We start from the raw sequence: 13,711 nt of genomic DNA, 5'->3' as shown, positions 1-13,711 counted from the left end.
TACGGGTAGTTTTTCGTATTTTGCTGCATACGTAAGACAATGGCGCGCCGCCGTTCGGGGGCGTTGCCAAGCATGACATGGCGGTCCTATAGGGAGCCTTGCCGTAACGGCTAAATGCAAAGGAAACCTCCCTTGGCCAAAGCACCTGCGCGCAAGACTGCCGCGCCAAAAAAAGTCGCTTCCACCCCAGCTCCCGCGACCAATCGCGAATCCCCGCGCGATCCCGCACCCTATGACGCCACGCCGGAAGAACTCGAGAAATTCTACCGCGAGATGCTGCTGATCCGCCGCTTCGAGGAAAAGGCCGGGCAGCTTTACGGCCTCGGCCTGATCGGCGGTTTCTGCCATCTCTATATCGGTCAGGAAGCCGTGGCGGTCGGCCTGCAATCGGCACTCGACGGCGACAAGGACAGCGTCATCACCGGCTATCGCGACCATGGCCACATGCTCGCCTACGGCATCGATCCCAAGGTGATCATGGCCGAGCTGACCGGGCGCGCCGCGGGCATTTCGCGCGGCAAGGGCGGCTCGATGCACATGTTCAGCGTCGAGCATAAATTCTACGGCGGCCATGGCATCGTCGGCGCGCAGGTGTCGCTCGGCACCGGGCTTGCCTTTGCGCACAAATATCGCGGCGACGGCGGAGTCGCCATGGCCTATTTCGGCGACGGCGCGTCGAACCAGGGCCAGGTCTATGAAAGCTTCAACATGGCCGAGCTGTGGAAGCTGCCGATCATCTTCGTGATCGAGAACAACCAGTACGCCATGGGCACGTCGGTCAACCGCTCGTCGGCCGAGGACCAGCTCTATCGCCGCGGCGAAAGCTTCCGCATCCCGGGCATGCAGGTCGACGGCATGGACGTGCTCGCGGTGCGCGGTGCCGCCGAAGCGGCGCTCGAATGGGTGCGCGCGGGCAAGGGGCCGGTGCTGATGGAACTCAAAACCTATCGCTATCGCGGCCATTCGATGTCCGACCCCGCCAAATATCGCAGCCGCGAGGAAGTGCAGGCGGTGCGCGACAAGTCGGATGCGATCGAGCATCTCAAGAAGCTGATGGTCGACGCCGGGATCACCGAAGACAAGATCAAGGATATCGACAAGGAAATCCGCCAGATCGTCGCGGAATCGGCCGACTTTGCAGAAAGCGCGCCCGAACCCGAACTTCACGAACTTTATACCGACGTGCTGGTGGAGCAATATTGAGATGGCCATCGAATTGAAGATGCCGGCGCTGTCGCCGACGATGGAAGAAGGCACGCTCGCCAAGTGGCTCGTCAAGGAAGGCGACACGGTGAAGTCGGGCGATATCCTGGCAGAAATCGAGACCGACAAGGCGACGATGGAATTCGAAGCGGTCGATGAAGGCACGGTCGGACAGATCCTCGTCGCCGAAGGAACCGACAATGTGAAGGTCGGCACCGTGATCGCGACGATCACGGGCGAGGGCGAAGAGGCAGCGGCACCTGCGGCCACGCCTGCACCGGCGCCCGCCGAGGAGCCCAAGGCCGCGGAGCCGGCTCCGGCGCCGGCTCCCGCGCCCGTGGCGGAGAAGCCCGCCGCGACCGAACGCGCCGCCGATCCCGCGATCCCCGAAGGCACCGCGATGGCGAAGCTCACCGTCCGCGAGGCGCTGCGTGACGCGATGGCCGAGGAGATGCGCAAGGACGACCGCGTCTTCGTGATGGGCGAAGAGGTCGCCGAATATCAGGGCGCCTACAAGGTCACGCAGGGGCTGCTCGAGGAATTCGGCGCACAGCGCGTCGTCGATACCCCGATCACCGAATATGGCTTTGCCGGGCTTGGTACCGGCGCCGCGATGGGCGGCCTGCGGCCGATTATCGAATTCATGACCTTCAACTTCGCGATGCAGGCGATCGACCACATCATCAACTCGGCGGCGAAGACCAACTATATGTCGGGCGGTCAGATGCGCTGTCCGATCGTCTTCCGCGGCCCGAACGGCGCCGCGGCGCGTGTCGGCGCGCAGCACAGTCAGAATTATGCGCCCTGGTATGCCAGCGTTCCCGGTCTGATCGTGATCGCGCCCTATGACGCCGCCGACGCCAAGGGCCTGTTGAAAGCGGCGATCCGCACCGAAGATCCGGTCGTGTTCCTCGAGAACGAACTGCTCTACGGCCGCAGCTTCGAGGTACCCGAAGTCGATGATTTCGTCCTGCCGATCGGCAAGGCGCGGATCATGCGCGCGGGCAGCGATGTCACCATCGTCAGCTATTCGATCGGCGTCGGGTTCGCGCTCGAGGCCGCCGATGCGTTGGCGGGAGAGGGGGTCGATGCCGAGGTGATCGATCTGCGCACGCTGCGTCCGCTCGACACCGTGACGGTGCTTGCCAGCCTCAGGAAGACGAACCGTCTGGTCGTCGTCGAGGAAGGCTGGCCGACCTGTTCGATCGCGAGCGAAATCGCGATGGTCGCGATGGAGCATGGCTTCGACGATCTCGATGCGCCCGTGATGCGCGTGTGCAACGAGGATGTGCCGCTGCCCTATGCGCACAATCTCGAAAAGGCGGCGCTCGTCGACACGCCGCGCGTCATCGCGGCGGTGAAGGCTGTCTGCAATCGCGCCTGACGCGCCGGAAACGGCCGCCTATCCGGACATCCGCGATCCGCGCGTGATGGTGGCGGTGCCTCGCGAGAGGCGCCCCGCCATCGCTGCGCTGTGGGCGCTCGCCGAGCGGCTGACCAGATTGCTGCACGATGCGCGCGAGCCGCTGATCGGCCAGATCAAGCTCGCCTGGTGGCGCGACATGATGGCGCTGCTCGCGAGCGACCCCGCGGCGCTACCCAAGGGCGAGCCGCTGCTTGCCGAACTGCAGGCGACATGGGTCGGCAAGGGCGGGCTCGACGCGCTGGTCGATGCTGCCGAGGCGATGCTGCTTGCCGAGGATGATGCGGCGTCGAAGGCTGCGGCAGCGGCGTTCGGCGAAGCGCTGTTCGCGCTGTCGGGCGGGGAAGGCGGCGCGCGCTGGGGTTTGCTGTGGGGCGCGGGGCTTCAGCAAAGCGTCGCCGATGCCAGGCAATTGTTCGCCGATGCGCGAAACGAGAAAGCGCCGCAAGCTCGGTCTTTCAGCGATAACAAGGCCTTGCTGATGCTCGACCGCTGGGCGGCAGCCATCGCCGCGCGCGATGGCGAGCGGCGCTGGCGCAGCGAAGGCCTGTTACTGCTCCGTATCGGCCTGTTCGGGCGCTGACGATTAAAACGCGCTCGGGGGTGGAAATGCCGCCGTCGAACATCTATCTTGCCCGGTACAGAAATAGGGTCGCAGGGGACATCTGCATGTTCAACGGGCTGATCGCCTATCTCGATTCGATCAAGGCGCGCGATCCGGCGCCGCGTTCGCGTTGGGAAATCCTTCTTTATCCGGGCCTGCTGGCGGTCGGGATGCACCGTATCGCGCATTGGCTGTTCGAGGCGGACCTGTTCTTCCTCGCGCGTTTCGTAAATCATTTCTCGCGCTGGCTGACCGCGATCGACATCCACCCGGGCGCGAAGATCGGCCGCCACCTGTTCATCGATCATGGCTTTACCGTGATCGGCGAGACCGCCGAGATCGGCGATAATGTCACCATCTATCAGTGCGTGACGCTGGGCGGCACCGATCCCGCCAATGGCATCGCGGGCAAGCGGCATCCGACGCTGGCCGACGACGTCATCGTCGGATCGGGCGCACAGATTCTCGGCCCCGTCATCGTCAACGCGCGCGCGCGCGTCGGGGCCAATGCGGTGGTGACGAAAGACGTGCCCGAAGGCGCAGTGATGGTCGGCATTCCGGCGCGCTCTACCCTGCTCGACGCGACCGAATATGCGCGCGAATTCGTGCCCTATGGCACGCCCTGCAGCGAAACTTTCGACCCGGCGACGCAGAAGGTCGAACTGCTGCAATGCCAGCTCGAACAGATGCAGAAGCAACTCTCGGCGCTGCTTGCCGAGCGCGAGGTTGCCGAAGAGCAGGCGCCGCGGCGCAAAGGGAGCCGGAATAGCGCCTGATGGGAACGGTGACGCCTCTGCCGTTCGCGAACCGGGCGGCACCGCAGCAGACCGGCTTCGAGCGCACCGAACTCCTGCGCATCCTCGACCTCTATGGCCGCATGGTCGCGGCGGGGCACTGGCGCGACTATGCGATGGACTTCCACCGCGACGCCGCGATCTTCTCGGCCTTTCGCCGCACCGCCGAGCGGCCCGAATATCGCATCGAAAAACGCCCCGCCTTGCGGAGCCGGCAGGGCATGTGGGCCCTTGTCTCCGAAGCCGGGGCGATCCTTAAACGCGGGGACGAGCTTTCCAATGTGCTCGCCCCCGTCGAACGCAAGCTTATGAAGCTGGTTGGGGACTGACCGGCCGCGCCGTCGCCGGCAACTGGTTGGCCAGATTTTCGGGCAGCAGTCCGACCACCGCAGCCCGCGCATTCTGCCAGAAGGCCGACAGCAGCAGCAGCGCCGATCCGATGACGAACGCCGTCAGCGCGACGTTGAGCTCGACCGCGCCGAAGGTGTTGAAGAGCTGCGTCATCGCGAAGAGTACATAGGCGAGCGCCGAGACCAGCAGCGCGCGGCGGTCGATCGCCAGCGCGACGAGCCCGAAAGCGATATAGATGCCGACGACAAGGATCGCCGCACCGCTGCCGATATCGTCGCCCTGCGTCACGCCGAGCAGGTGGAAGATCGGATGGACGATCATCGGCGCGGCGAGCAGGTGAAGCCAGAAGGCGACGTCGCTGCGCCGCGTCTGGCGCACGCGGTCGCTGCGGTCCCACCACATGGCAAGGGTGAAGACGCCGAGGCCGGCGATCAGCACGAGGATCATCGGCAGGGTGCCATCGGGGCTCGGTACGCCGGTCACCGCGAGCACCAGCGCGACTGCCGTCGCGGCCAACGCTGCGGTTCCGGCGGCAACGGTGATCGGCACCATGAAGCGCTTCCAGTGCAGCCAGGTCGCCGCGGCGGTGACGAGCGCGATGCCGCCGACCAGCAGCGCCCCGACCGTGTCGCCCGGATTGCTGCCGAAAATATTCTCGCCATGCTTGACCAGGAAACCGACCATCGTCGCAAAGACGCCGCCCGAAAAGGCGAGGACGAGGACGATGCTGGGCAGCGCCATGCGGCGCTGGCGGGTGAAATATTCGGCAAGGAACCACGCCGACGCGGCGACGAAGGCGCCGCCGAGCGCGGGATGGATCGAGGCGCCGATCCAGCCGACCGCGACGAGCAGGATCACCGCCGCGATGCTGACGAAAATATCGTTGAAGCCGGTAATCAGGCGGAATGATTCCTCATCCGCCCCGGGCGCGGCGCGAACCGACGCGATATGCGACCGGAATGCCGCTGCGGCCTCCGGCGTCAAGACGTTCGCATCGACCGCGGCTTGCAGGTCGCTTTCACTATACATCGGGGTCGTCCTTCTGTCCGATCCCCTTGCCCCGAAGATGTTATGCCATCGGCGTATTGGTGTGTCAATACAGTGATGCGCTATGTCCTCCCCATCGCTTCGCGACGGGGAGGGTCTATCGTCAGCCCAGTGCTTGGAGAGCGCGCATCACCGCCATCGACTGTTCGCTGCCCGATTGCGGAACGGTTTCGCCGTTGCGGTCGATGATCTTCTCCCAGGCGGCGGCAACGCCTTCGGGGGTCCGCTCGTCTTCGGAAAGTGCGACGCCGGGGGTCATGGTGACATAGGCGGCGTGGAACGCGCCGGCGCCCGCGCCGACGATCATGTTCGTCGGGGCATCCTCGCTGACGAGGAAGAGCGCGGCTGGCGCGACATTTTCAGGAGTGAACTTCTCGAACAGCTCGGCGGGGAAGATGTCCTCGGTCATCCGCGTGCCGGCGACCGGCGCGATCGTGTTGCAACGAATGTTATACTTCGCGCCTTCGAGGTGCAGTGTCTTGGTGAGCCCAGCGAGGCCGAGCTTGGCGGCGCCGTAATTGGCCTGACCGAAATTGCCGTAGAGGCCGGTCGACGACGCGGTCATCAGGATGCGGCCATAGGCCTGTTCGCGCATGATGTCCCAGCATGCCTTGGTGACATTGGCGCTACCCGACACATGAACCTTCAGCACCAGGTCGAAATCGGCGGGCTCCATCTTGGCGAAGCTCTTGTCGCGCAGGATGCCGGCATTGTTGATCAGGACGTGGACGCCGCCCCATTCTTCCTTCGCCTTGGCGACCATTTCGACCATCTGCTCATATTCGGTGACGCTGCCGCCGTTCGACATGGCGGTGCCGCCCGCGGCGCGGATTTCCTCGACCACCTGCAGCGCGGCGTCCGAATGGCCGGTGCCGTCGCGCGCGCCGCCCAGGTCGTTGACGACCACCTTCGCGCCGCGCCGGGCGAGTTCGAGCGCATAGGCGCGACCGAGCCCGCCGCCGGCGCCGGTCACAATAGCAACGCGCCCGTCAAATTTGATCGTCATGATGGTCTCCCGGAAGGGGCGCCCCGTGAAAGGTTGCCCGAAAAACCGGAACGTCCTTAACCGTTCGCACTTCGCTGGCAAGGGGGTGTGAAAATCGATCTGTGAAACAAAAATGTCATCCAATTGACGTGCATCTGTCATGAACCGGTCATAACAGCGCCCCGAGTTTGTCACCCTTTCGCAACGGAGCAACAACCATGCGTTCCTTCCTGACTGCCGCCCTGCTGGGCACTTCGATGCTCGGCGTCCCGACGCTCGCCCACGCGCAGGCGATGAGCGCCGAGGAAGCCGCCGCGCTGCGCGCCGAACTCGCCGCGCTGAAGGCGCAGGTCCAGACGCTCGAAACGCGGCTCGACGCCGCAACCGGGCAGGCGCCCGCTTCCGCTCCGGTACCGACCCCTCCCGCCGCCCCCGCAGTGACTGCGAAGCCCGCGACCGAAATCAGCTGGAAGGGCGCGCCCGAGATCAAGACCGCCGACGGCTGGAGCTTCAAGCCGCGTGGCCGCATCCAGCTCGACCTCGCGGGCATCGACGCCCCCGACGGGGTGACCGGCGCGCGCGGCGGGCTCAAGACCGAATTTCGCCGTGTCTATCTGGGCGTCGACGGCAAGATTCCGGGCGGCTTTTCCTATCGCGTCGAAGCCGATATCGCGAACAGCTCGGTCGAACTGACCGATGTCTATATGACCTACGGCCCCGGACCGCTGTCGGTCACCGCCGGTCAGCTCAAGCCCTTTTCGTCGCTCGACGATATGACCAGCGACCTGTTCACCAGCTTCACCGAACGTGCGGCCTTTACCCAGGCCTTCGGTTTCGAGCGTCGGGTCGGCCTGTCGACGCAATATAAGGGCAAGGCGGTGCTGGTGCAGGCGGGCGTGTTCGGCGACAATGCCAACGACCTGCTCGACGATGCGAACAACAGCATCGGCGTCGACGGCCGCGTCGTCTGGATGCCGAAATTCGGCAACACGCAGCTCCATCTCGGCGGTTCGGCGCATTGGCGCGATCTCAACGACCCGGCGGCGACGCTGCGCTACCGGTCGCGGCCTTTCGCGCACACCACCGACCTGCGCCTTGTCGATACGCGCGCCCTCGGCGCAAGCGGCGAGCGCGGGATGGGGCTGGAGGCCGCGATCGTTTCGGGGCCGTTCCATGCCGCGGGCGAAGGCTTCTGGCAGACGATGCGGCGGACGGGCGACACCGATCCGACCTTCTTCGGCGGTTATGCCGAAGCGGGCTTTGTGCTGACGGGCGAAAGCCGCGGCTACAAGGATGGCGCCTTCGATCGTCTGAAGCCGGCAAAGCCGATCACCGACGGCGGCATCGGCGCGATCGAGATCAACGCGCGCTACGACCATCTCGACCTCAACGACGGCGGAATTATCGGCGGGCGCCAGCGCACCGCGCTGATCGGCGTCGTGTGGGCGCCGATCGACTATATCCGGATCACCGCCAACTACGGCCGGGTGAAGATCAACGACGCCGCGATCGCCAGCGCGACCGGCGACCGCGACTATTCGGCCGACGTGTTCGGGCTGCGCACGCAGGTCGATTTCTGATCGGGTGGGCGCCGTCCGGGGTTCGGACGGCGCTACACTTCGCGCCTCTCGCCGTTCGCGTCGAGCGCAATCGAGACGCCGCTTGGCTGTTCGCCATGTCGATGGTGTCTCGAAGTCGTCCGACACAAGAGGAACCGGGGTAAGGGCGCTTCCTACCCAAATATATCCGACCGCAGCAGCATCCAGGGCCGAAATCGGACGTTGCTGCGGGATAAATTTTGGACAATGACGAGCTATGCGCTCGTTGCGAATTCTATCTCTATTCGTTGCAGGGCTGGCGCAATGTTCGTTCGCGTCAGCCGATGTTGTTGCCAACGGTCCTTTCTATCTGAGATACGGGCCGGACGGCAGTGAGGAGGATCGCGCACGGGTGCTCTCCAACGTCATCGAAACGGTGAGGCTGATCCCCGACGGGGCGGTTTATCTTTGCTCCACGGCATCGCCGCCGCAGCATGCGCCGGATGTTTTGCTTGCGATGACACGCAGGTCTTTGGTCGATAACGGGCTCGCCGGCGAGCGCATATATATTGGCGGGACATGCACGGAAGCGGTGATCGCGCTGCCGCTCGGCGCCGCTCCCAAAGAAGCGGTATTTGCCGCTATCGGGTCCCGTGAATGGTTGAAGACCATTCACCAGAAGTGAATGTGGGATAAGCCGCCTCGGTCCGGCCCCTGTATCAAGCGGTCGTATCCAGCCACCGCAAAATAGGGCATGGCGTCAACCCTTGCCGGCATCCAGCGCATAGCCCGCCGAACGCACGGTGCGGATGATATCCGCGGTGCCAGGCAGGTTGATCGCCTTGCGCAGGCGGCGGATATGGACGTCGACGGTCCTGAGTTCGATGTCGCTGTCCTGTCCCCAGACGCTGTCGAGCAACTGCCCGCGCGAGAAGACGCGGCCCGGATGCTCCATGAAATGGCGGAGCAGGCGGAATTCGGTCGGGCCCATCGCGACGATCTGGCCGGCGCGCACCACCTTGTGCGCGACCGAATCGAGCTCGATGTCGGCATAGCTCAGCATCTCGCCGGCGAGCGCGGGGCGCAGGCGGCGGAGCACCGCCTGGACGCGCGCGACCAGTTCGCGCGGGCTGAACGGCTTGGTGACATAATCATCGGCGCCGGTTTCGAGGCCGCGAATGCGGTCCTCTTCCTCGCCGCGCGCGGTGAGCATGATGATCGGCACGTTCGCCGACTTGGGGTTGCGGCGCAGGCGCCGGCAGACCTCGATGCCCGGCAGGCTCTCGATCATCCAGTCGAGCAGGACGATATCGGGGACGCGTTCCTCGACGAGGACCAGCGCCTGTTCGCCGTCGGGGGTCTGGCGGACCGAAAAGCCTTCGCGGGCGAAGTGCCAGACGATGAGTTCGGCGATCGCCTCGTCATCCTCGATCAGCAGCAGGTCGGGCTGCGGCATCAGCCTTGCTCCTGCTCCGCCGACGCGGCGCCTTCGGGGGTCTCCCCGCGTTCACGCTCCTCCATCCGCTCGCCAGTGACGACATAATAGACCATCTCGGCGATGTTGGTCGCATGGTCGCCCATGCGTTCGAGGTTCTTGGCGACGAACAGCAAGTGCGCGCTTTCGGTGATGTGCTTGGGATTTTCCATCATGAAGGTGACGAGCGTGCGGAAAATGCTGTTGTAGAAATCGTCGACATTCTTGTCGCGAACGGTGACGCGTACGGCGAGTTCGGGGTCGCGCGCGGCGAAGCTGTCGAGCGCGTCGTGCACCAGTTCGGCAACGGCCGACGACATCGACATCAGCACCGGGATCGCTTCGATCTGGCGCGTCGGGTCCATCAGCGCGACGCGCTTGGCGATATTCTTCGCATAGTCGCCGATCCGCTCGACGACCGAGACGATTTTCAGCGCCGCGATCATTTCGCGCAGGTCGTCGGCCATCGGCGCGCGGAGCGCGATCGTCTGGACCGTAAGCTGTTCGACCTCGGCTTCGAGCGCGTCGATCTTCTTGTCGTCGCGCACGACCTGCGCCGCGAGGTCGAGGTCGCCGTTGTTGAGTGCGTTCATCGCCTGGAGCAGCGCCTGTTCGGCGCGGCCGCCCATCTCGCTGATCAGACCGCGCAGGCGGTTCAGATCCTCGTCGAAGGCCTTGACGGTGTGATCGTTGGTAACTGCCATCTACTTCGTCCTTTTTCGGCCGGGCTTAGCCGTAACGGCCGGTGATATAGTCCTTGGTGCGTTCCTGCCGCGGGTTGGTGAAGATATCGGTGGTCTTGCCATATTCGACCAACGTCCCGAGGTGGAAAAAGGCGGTGCGCTGCGACACGCGGGCCGCCTGCTGCATATTGTGCGTGACGATGACGATCGCATATTTGCCGCGCAGTTCGTGGATCAGCTCCTCGATCTTCGCGGTGGCGATCGGGTCGAGCGCCGAGCAGGGCTCGTCCATCAAAATGACTTCGGGGTCGACCGCGATCGCGCGCGCGATGCACAGGCGCTGCTGCTGGCCGCCCGACAAGGCGGTGCCGCTTTCGCCGAGCCGGTCCTTGACCTCGTCCCACAGGCCGGCGCGGATCAGCGCGCGCTCGACGATCACGTCGAGCTCGGCCTTCGACGGCGCAAGGCCGTGGATGCGCGGGCCATAGCCGACATTGTCATAGATCGACTTGGGAAAGGGGTTCGGCTTCTGGAACACCATGCCGACGCGGGCGCGAAGCTGCACGACGTCCATCGACGGTGCATAGATATCCTCGCCGTCGAGCTCGATCCGGCCGGTCACCTTGGCGCTGGCGACGGTGTCGTTCATCCGGTTCAGCGAGCGCAGGAAAGTCGACTTGCCGCAGCCCGACGGACCGATGAAGGCGGTGACGAGGTCGGTGCCGACGTCGATCGACACATCCTTGATCGCCTGTTTCTCGCCATAGAAGACGTCGACGCCGTGCGCCTTCATCTTGGGATCGGCGATAGTGAGATCGTCTTGGGTCATTGTGGGGTCACCAGCGTTTTTCGAATTTGTTGCGAAGGTAGATCGCAAAGGCGTTCATCGACAGCAGCACGATAAGCAGCACGATGATCGCGGCGGAGGTTTTCTCGACAAAGCCCCGGTCGACTTCATCCGACCAGAGGAAGATCTGCATCGGCAGCACGGTCGAGGGCGAGCAGATGCCGCCCGGCACGTCGCCGATAAAGGCGCGCATGCCGACGAGCAGCAGCGGCGCGGTCTCACCCAGCGCGCGCGCCATGCCGATGATCGTGCCGGTGAGGATGCCGGGAAGGGCGAGCGGCAGGACATGGTGGAACACCACCTGCACGGGACTTGCGCCCACACCCAGCGCGGCATCGCGGATCGACGGCGGGACCGATTTGATCGCGTTGCGGCTGGCGATCACGATCACCGGCATCGTCATCAGCGCCAGCGTCAGCCCGCCGACGAGCGGGCTCGCTTGGCAGAGGCCGAACCAGTTGATGAACACCGCGAGCGCGAGCAGGCCGAAGATGATCGAGGGCACCGCGGCAAGGTTGTTGATCGACACTTCGATGAGGTCGGTCCAGCGGTTCTTCGCCGCATATTCCTCGAGATACAGCGCGGCCAGAACCCCGGTCGGGAAAGCGATGAGGAAGGCGATGAAGATCGTCAGCACCGATCCCTTGAGCGCGCCCCAGATGCCCGCGACCGCGGGGTCGGTCGCATCGGCGTTCTTGAAGAAGGGCCAGTGGATGCCGGTCGACAGCTTGCCGTCCTTTTCCAGCGCGTCGACCTTCGCACCGAGCGCGCCCTTGGCGCCTTCCTTGGCGGCGATATCGACCTCGCTCGACGCGGGCAGTTCGAACATTGTCTTGCTCTTGAGCAATTCGGGATCGGCCTTGATCGCCGAGCGCACTTCCTTCCACGCGTTCTCGCTGATCAGCTTCGATCCGTCGCTGCCAAGCGCCTCGTCGGCGGCAAAGGCGACGATGTCGGCAAGCCCGGCGTTCGCGATCACCTGATCGGCGTCGGCGTCGCCCAGCCGCGCCGTGTCGATCGTCAGCGGCATCGCCTTGAAATCAACCGGCACCGAAACATGCGTATAGGTAAAGCCGCGCGCGCCGTTGCCGACCATCACGAACAGCAGGAAGGCGAGGAAGGCGCCCGAGAGCAGCACCGCGCCCAGCCCCATCAGCTTGAAGCGGCGTTCGGCGGCATAGCGGCCCGCGATGCGTTTCTGCATCGTCGCGCCCTCCCAGTCGGTGGGGGTGGTCTGCCTATTCATAAGCTTCACGATACTTTTTGACGATGCGCAGCGCGACGATGTTGAGCAGCAGCGTAACGATGAAGAGGACGAGGCCGAGCGCGAAGGCGGCAAGCGTCTTGGCGCTGTCGAACTCCTGGTCGCCGGTGAGCAGCTTGACGATCTGCGCGGTCACCGTGGTGACGCTGGCAAAGGGGTTGGCGGTCATGTTCGCCGAGAGGCCGGCGGCCATCACCACGATCATCGTCTCGCCGATCGCGCGGCTGACCGCGAGCAGGATGCCGCCCATCACACCGGGCAGCGCGGCGGGGATCAGCACCTGGCGGATCGTCTCGTTCGGGGTGGCGCCCAGCGCCAGCGAGCCGTCGCGCATCGCCTGCGGCACCGCGTTGATGCTGTCGTCGGCCATCGAGGAGACGAAGGGGATGATCATCACGCCCATCACGATACCGGCGGCGAGCGCGCTTTCGGTCGAGGCGTTCGGAATGCCCAGCATCACCGCGAACTCGCGCAGCGCCGGGGCGACCGTCAGCGCGGCGAAATAGCCGTAAACGACGGTCGGCACGCCCGCGAGAATCTCGAGCAACGGCTTCACCCATTTGCGCACCGTCGGCGCGGCATATTGGGTGAGGTAGACCGCGGTCATCATCCCGATCGGGATCGCGACGATCATCGCGATGATCGCACCGATCAGCACCGTGCCCCAGAACAGCGGGATGCCGCCAAAGGTGTCGGGCTGCGGCGCGCCACTGGTGGGCGCCCATGTCGTACCGAACAGCAGTTCGGCGGGCGAGACGAGGCGGAAGAAGCGGATCGATTCAAAGAGCAAAGACAGCACGATGCCGAAGGTCGTGAGGATCGCGACCAAAGACGCGAGCAGCAGGAACAGCATCACGATCTTTTCGACCCGCGTCCGCGCCCGGAAATCGGGGCGGATGCGCGTGAAGGCGTAGAGCCCGCCCGCCAGCGCCAGCGCCAGCATCGCGGCGATGCCGATCCACGCATAGCGGTGCGTCGCGTCGCTATAGGGTTTCACCAGCGGCGCCGCGGCGGGCAGCCGCACCGCGGCCTGCTTGCCCTCGGCGACGTTGCGCGCGTCGGAGAGGATCGCGCCGCGCTCGAACCCGAACGACGGCAGGCTTTGCGCCGCCTCGCTCGTGAGCACCTGGTTGGTGATCAGCGCCGGCGAGACCGACGACCAGACGGCAAGGAACAGCGCGGCGGGGGCGAACAGCCACAGCGCGACATACCAGCCATGATATTGCGGGCGCGAGTGGAGCTTGGTCCCGGCGCGGCCGGCGAGCAGACTCGACCGCGCGCGGCCGGCGAGCCAGCCGATCAGCGCGAGACCCGCGATCAAAAGCAAAAGGGCGGCGGCGTTGAAGGTCACGTGTTTCTCATCAAACCGTTCCCGTCATTGCGAGGAGCGTAGCGACGAAGCAATCTCCAGCTATCGCAATGCTGGACGCCTGCTGGAGATTGCTTCGCTTCGCTCGCAATGACGATAAAAAGGGGCGGCGGCCGGACCGGACGAGCC

General features: G+C 64.9%; 14 protein-coding genes. 7 read left to right on the top strand and 7 right to left on the bottom strand.

Features of this window, described 5'->3' with window-relative positions:
- Positions 1 to 132: 132 nt before the first annotated feature.
- The 5 genes from pdhA (at position 133) to V6U71_RS11240 (ending at position 4,353) form a co-directional block, all read left to right on the top strand.
- The gene (gene pdhA / locus V6U71_RS11260; RefSeq protein ID WP_054588037.1) at positions 133 to 1,203 is read left to right on the top strand and encodes a pyruvate dehydrogenase (acetyl-transferring) E1 component subunit alpha; all 1,071 of its coding nucleotides are present in this window, start codon (positions 133 to 135) and stop codon (positions 1,201 to 1,203) included.
- A 1-nt stretch (position 1,204) separates the two neighbouring features.
- Positions 1,205 to 2,587 carry a pyruvate dehydrogenase complex E1 component subunit beta gene (locus V6U71_RS11255; protein ID WP_411338562.1) on the top strand — a complete coding sequence of 461 codons (1,383 nt, stop codon included), beginning with the start codon at positions 1,205 to 1,207 and terminating at the stop codon, positions 2,585 to 2,587.
- Between the two features lie 46 nt (positions 2,588 to 2,633).
- Positions 2,634 to 3,209 carry a hypothetical protein gene (locus V6U71_RS11250; protein ID WP_411338561.1) on the top strand — a complete coding sequence of 192 codons (576 nt, stop codon included), beginning with the start codon at positions 2,634 to 2,636 and terminating at the stop codon, positions 3,207 to 3,209.
- An 86-nt stretch (positions 3,210 to 3,295) separates the two neighbouring features.
- The gene (gene epsC, locus V6U71_RS11245) at positions 3,296 to 4,006 is read left to right on the top strand and encodes a serine O-acetyltransferase EpsC (RefSeq protein WP_411338560.1); all 711 of its coding nucleotides are present in this window, start codon (positions 3,296 to 3,298) and stop codon (positions 4,004 to 4,006) included.
- Positions 4,006 to 4,353, top strand: a complete 348-nt coding sequence (locus V6U71_RS11240) for a DUF2794 domain-containing protein (RefSeq protein WP_054727583.1) — start codon at positions 4,006 to 4,008, stop codon at positions 4,351 to 4,353. Before epsC ends, V6U71_RS11240 begins: the two co-directional genes overlap by 1 nt.
- Here the strand turns inward: V6U71_RS11240 and V6U71_RS11235 are convergent.
- Positions 4,331 to 5,404, bottom strand: a complete 1,074-nt coding sequence (locus V6U71_RS11235) for a hypothetical protein (RefSeq protein ID WP_411338559.1) — start codon at positions 5,402 to 5,404, stop codon at positions 4,331 to 4,333. The two genes, V6U71_RS11240 and V6U71_RS11235, sit on opposite strands and share 23 nt — an antisense overlap.
- A gap of 121 nt (positions 5,405 to 5,525) precedes the next feature.
- Complete coding sequence (locus tag V6U71_RS11230; protein WP_411338558.1) at positions 5,526 to 6,428, bottom strand: SDR family oxidoreductase; 903 nt, start codon at positions 6,426 to 6,428, stop codon at positions 5,526 to 5,528.
- A 197-nt stretch (positions 6,429 to 6,625) separates the two neighbouring features.
- Between V6U71_RS11230 and V6U71_RS11225 the strand changes: the two genes are divergently transcribed.
- Positions 6,626 to 7,987, top strand: coding sequence for an OprO/OprP family phosphate-selective porin (locus V6U71_RS11225; protein ID WP_411338557.1), 1,362 nt, complete (start codon positions 6,626 to 6,628; stop codon positions 7,985 to 7,987).
- Between the two features lie 235 nt (positions 7,988 to 8,222).
- Positions 8,223 to 8,630, top strand: a complete 408-nt coding sequence (locus V6U71_RS11220; protein ID WP_411338556.1) for a hypothetical protein — start codon at positions 8,223 to 8,225, stop codon at positions 8,628 to 8,630.
- A gap of 75 nt (positions 8,631 to 8,705) precedes the next feature.
- Here V6U71_RS11220 and phoB read toward each other — a convergent pair whose 3' ends face one another.
- Genes phoB through pstC form a run of 5 tightly spaced genes read right to left on the bottom strand, consistent with a single transcriptional unit; the run spans position 8,706 to position 13,564 of the window.
- Positions 8,706 to 9,401 (bottom strand): phosphate regulon transcriptional regulator PhoB, encoded by a 696-nt coding sequence (phoB, locus tag V6U71_RS11215; RefSeq protein ID WP_054588028.1) that lies wholly within the window; start codon positions 9,399 to 9,401, stop codon positions 8,706 to 8,708.
- Positions 9,401 to 10,123, bottom strand: a complete 723-nt coding sequence (gene phoU / locus V6U71_RS11210) for a phosphate signaling complex protein PhoU (protein ID WP_411338555.1) — start codon at positions 10,121 to 10,123, stop codon at positions 9,401 to 9,403. Before phoU ends, phoB begins: the two co-directional genes overlap by 1 nt.
- Before the next feature lie 25 nt (positions 10,124 to 10,148).
- Positions 10,149 to 10,931, bottom strand: a complete 783-nt coding sequence (pstB, locus tag V6U71_RS11205; RefSeq protein ID WP_411338554.1) for a phosphate ABC transporter ATP-binding protein PstB — start codon at positions 10,929 to 10,931, stop codon at positions 10,149 to 10,151.
- A gap of 7 nt (positions 10,932 to 10,938) precedes the next feature.
- Positions 10,939 to 12,195: a phosphate ABC transporter permease PstA gene (gene pstA, locus V6U71_RS11200; protein WP_411338553.1), complete on the bottom strand. Its 1,257-nt coding sequence runs from the start codon at positions 12,193 to 12,195 to the stop codon at positions 10,939 to 10,941.
- Positions 12,188 to 13,564 carry a phosphate ABC transporter permease subunit PstC gene (gene pstC, locus V6U71_RS11195; RefSeq protein ID WP_411338552.1) on the bottom strand — a complete coding sequence of 459 codons (1,377 nt, stop codon included), beginning with the start codon at positions 13,562 to 13,564 and terminating at the stop codon, positions 12,188 to 12,190. The genes pstA and pstC overlap by 8 nt, the downstream gene beginning before the upstream one ends.
- Positions 13,565 to 13,711 lie beyond the last annotated feature (147 nt).

This window comes from Sphingopyxis sp. J-6, from assembly GCF_046603995.1.
GTDB lineage: Bacteria > Pseudomonadota > Alphaproteobacteria > Sphingomonadales > Sphingomonadaceae > Sphingopyxis.
This window is presented reverse-complemented; position numbering and strand designations above follow the sequence as displayed.

What these genes read in the sequence shown, in the direction of transcription:
- V6U71_RS11255 (WP_411338562.1), top strand. Translation starts at nt 1,205, where the DNA reads ATGGCCATCGAATTGAAGATGCCGGCGCTGTCGCCGACGATGGAAGAA.
- V6U71_RS11250 (WP_411338561.1), top strand. Translation starts at nt 2,634, where the DNA reads ATGGTGGCGGTGCCTCGCGAGAGGCGCCCCGCCATCGCTGCGCTGTGG.
- epsC (WP_411338560.1), top strand. Translation starts at nt 3,296, where the DNA reads ATGTTCAACGGGCTGATCGCCTATCTCGATTCGATCAAGGCGCGCGAT.
- V6U71_RS11240 (WP_054727583.1), top strand. Translation starts at nt 4,006, where the DNA reads ATGGGAACGGTGACGCCTCTGCCGTTCGCGAACCGGGCGGCACCGCAG.
- V6U71_RS11235 (WP_411338559.1), bottom strand. Translation starts at nt 5,404, where the DNA reads ATGTATAGTGAAAGCGACCTGCAAGCCGCGGTCGATGCGAACGTCTTG.
- V6U71_RS11230 (WP_411338558.1), bottom strand. Translation starts at nt 6,428, where the DNA reads ATGACGATCAAATTTGACGGGCGCGTTGCTATTGTGACCGGCGCCGGC.
- V6U71_RS11225 (WP_411338557.1), top strand. Translation starts at nt 6,626, where the DNA reads ATGCGTTCCTTCCTGACTGCCGCCCTGCTGGGCACTTCGATGCTCGGC.
- V6U71_RS11220 (WP_411338556.1), top strand. Translation starts at nt 8,223, where the DNA reads ATGCGCTCGTTGCGAATTCTATCTCTATTCGTTGCAGGGCTGGCGCAA.
- phoB (WP_054588028.1), bottom strand. Translation starts at nt 9,401, where the DNA reads ATGCCGCAGCCCGACCTGCTGCTGATCGAGGATGACGAGGCGATCGCC.
- phoU (WP_411338555.1), bottom strand. Translation starts at nt 10,123, where the DNA reads ATGGCAGTTACCAACGATCACACCGTCAAGGCCTTCGACGAGGATCTG.
- pstB (WP_411338554.1), bottom strand. Translation starts at nt 10,931, where the DNA reads ATGACCCAAGACGATCTCACTATCGCCGATCCCAAGATGAAGGCGCAC.
- pstA (WP_411338553.1), bottom strand. Translation starts at nt 12,195, where the DNA reads ATGAATAGGCAGACCACCCCCACCGACTGGGAGGGCGCGACGATGCAG.